The organism is Synechococcus sp. OH2 (assembly GCF_047462155.1).
Lineage (GTDB): Bacteria > Cyanobacteriota > Cyanobacteriia > Thermostichales > Thermostichaceae > Thermostichus.
The window spans coordinates 12,171-14,360 of sequence record NZ_JANSIR010000021.1 but is presented as its reverse complement, the minus strand read 5'-3'; the positions used below and the strand labels follow the sequence as shown (position 1 = coordinate 14,360).

Genomic DNA, 2,190 nt, shown 5'->3' with positions numbered 1-2,190 from the left:
AAAGCGGATGGGGAAACCCCACCCGCCTGCGCGGTGGGGTAGTTCATCGCAGTCCGTTGCTGAACCCGTAACGGTGTTGTCAAGACGCCTCTAGCCAATTCCTTGAAGCAAATCCCCAAAGTTCTGCTGACTTTTCTGTTCGCGTCAGCGGGACGGACTCCTTGCAGGTTGGCTGAGAGATTAATCTCCCCCGAACGCTTGCCACCAGTCGGGTTTTTCACCGTTTTAGAGGCTCACCTTGGTGACAACTATACGATTGATGAGCAACTAAAATTTCTGACGGACTTTTCCGCCCCGCCCTACTCGCGTCAGCGGCGCGGAGCGCTGAGTACGGGGCCACCAAGCTATCCCTCTGTGTTGGTCTATCGCTCCGCCCACGAGCCAAAGCGCCTGCTGAAGTCCGCAGATACCCTCGATCGGGAAGAGGTGATCCCTGGCTTCCAGTTGCCACTTGCCGCTCTCTTCCAGAAGCTGCCTTTCTAGCCTGCAACCGGCTCCCCCTTAGATCGGCCAAGGCCAAAACTCTAAGAGGTGGCGCACAGCCACCCCACCGGGAAAAGGACTCTCCCATCCAATTCAAACAAGCGCCGGCACCCGTGCTTCAGACAAAGCTTCCCTGAGGGCTCGCACCTGGGCCACCATGGCCACTTCATCCTGAAGGCGACTGACAGCTTTGCCCACCCCCACTCCTGAAGCGCCGGCAGCGATGGCTAGGGGCACCGTCACCGTTGAGAGGCCAGAGGCGCAGATGACCGGCAGCGAGACCACCCGGCTGATCTCATAGGCGGCAGCCAGGGTGGGGGCAGCCTTCTCAATCAGGCCTAGGGATCCGCCGTGACGGGGCTCAGCGCTGGTGCCGCCCTCGGTTTGGATGAGATCGGCCCCCAGATCTTCCAGTTTCTCGGCCAATTCCGCCTGCTGATCCAAAGGCAGCGTGTGGGGAACGGTTACCGACAGAAGGGTGCGCGGCAGCAGAGAGCGGGTTTGGCGGGTGAGCTCTAGAACTTCCGCAGCGGAGAAGATGCGGCCCGAAGGGTAGAAGCTGTCGTAATTGCCGATTTCGGCCATGTCGGCCCCCGCCTGCACAGCGGCAGCCAATTGCTGCGGCTCCACCGCCGACACACAGATGGGCAGATCAATTTGCGCTCGCACCTGCTGCACCAATTCGGGACTGGCGGCGATGTCCACCCAAGTGGCTCCTCCCTCCTGGGCGGCACGGGTGACTTTCAGCACCGACTGCAGGTCGAAGTTTTGCAGGCCACTGATGATCTTGAGGGCACGGCGCCGGGCAAGGGCGTCGAAAAGGGCAGCTTGAGAGGCTGTGGTCATAGGCTCGTTAGCTTGTTGAAACGGGATACAAGAGGAGTGAAAGCAAATCGGCTGGGGCAACCTTTGCTCAGTCTAGAGGGTTTGCTGCCATCCTACAAGGGATCCGCCCTTGGCCGGTTACCCCAATTTTTGCGGGCTATCCCAAGATCTTTCAATACAATAGGGATCCCCTCTTCTGCTCTTGCCATGTACCGCTCTCCTTTCCCCTTCTTGGGCCTGGCTGAGCCGGATCCGGAGCTGGCCCAAGCCATTGTGTTGCCTATCCCCTACGAGGCCACCACCTCCTACGGCAAAGGCACGGCCAAAGGCCCTCAGGCGCTGTTGCAGGCTTCTGCCTATGTAGAGATCTACGACGAGGTGAGAGACTGCCAGCCGGCCCTCCACCCCGACTTTGCCGCAGAGACCTCCCGCTACTGGACGGCCCCGCCAGTGGAGTTCGAGGGGCTGGACGCCCACGAGTTGGCCATGGCCGCAATTCAGCGCCGCGCTGCCGAGTGGGTAAGGCCAGGGCGGTTTCTGCTCTCCATTGGTGGGGAGCACTCCATCACTGGCCCCTTGATTGCCGCCCACCTGTCCCACTACCCAGAACTGCACGTGCTGCAGATCGATGCCCACTGCGACCTGAGAGACAGCTACGAGGGATCCCGCTACTCCCACGCTTCCGCCATGGCCCGTGTGGTGGAGCAAGTGGGCGGCCGCCTCACCCAAGTGGGGATCCGCTCCCTCTGCGCCGAAGACCGCCAGGCCATTTGCAGGCACCGCTTGCACACCTTCTTTGCCCACAGCCTGCACGGCAAGCCAGCCCAGGACTGGATCCCCGAGGTGATCGCCACGCTGGGATCCCAGGTTTACCTGACGGTG

General features: G+C 61.3%; 2 protein-coding genes. One reads left to right on the top strand and one right to left on the bottom strand.

The features are described 5' to 3' along the window. Positions 1–576: 576 nt before the first annotated feature. The gene (locus NW835_RS01680; RefSeq protein ID WP_414366154.1) at positions 577–1,329 is read right to left on the bottom strand and encodes a DUF561 domain-containing protein; all 753 of its coding nucleotides are present in this window, start codon (positions 1,327–1,329) and stop codon (positions 577–579) included. A 36-nt stretch (positions 1,330–1,365) separates the two neighbouring features. On the opposite strand from NW835_RS01680, the gene NW835_RS01675 reads away from it, so the two are divergent. Beyond that, on the top strand, positions 1,366–2,190 hold an 825-nt coding region (locus NW835_RS01675), incomplete at its 3' end, for an arginase family protein (protein WP_414414348.1).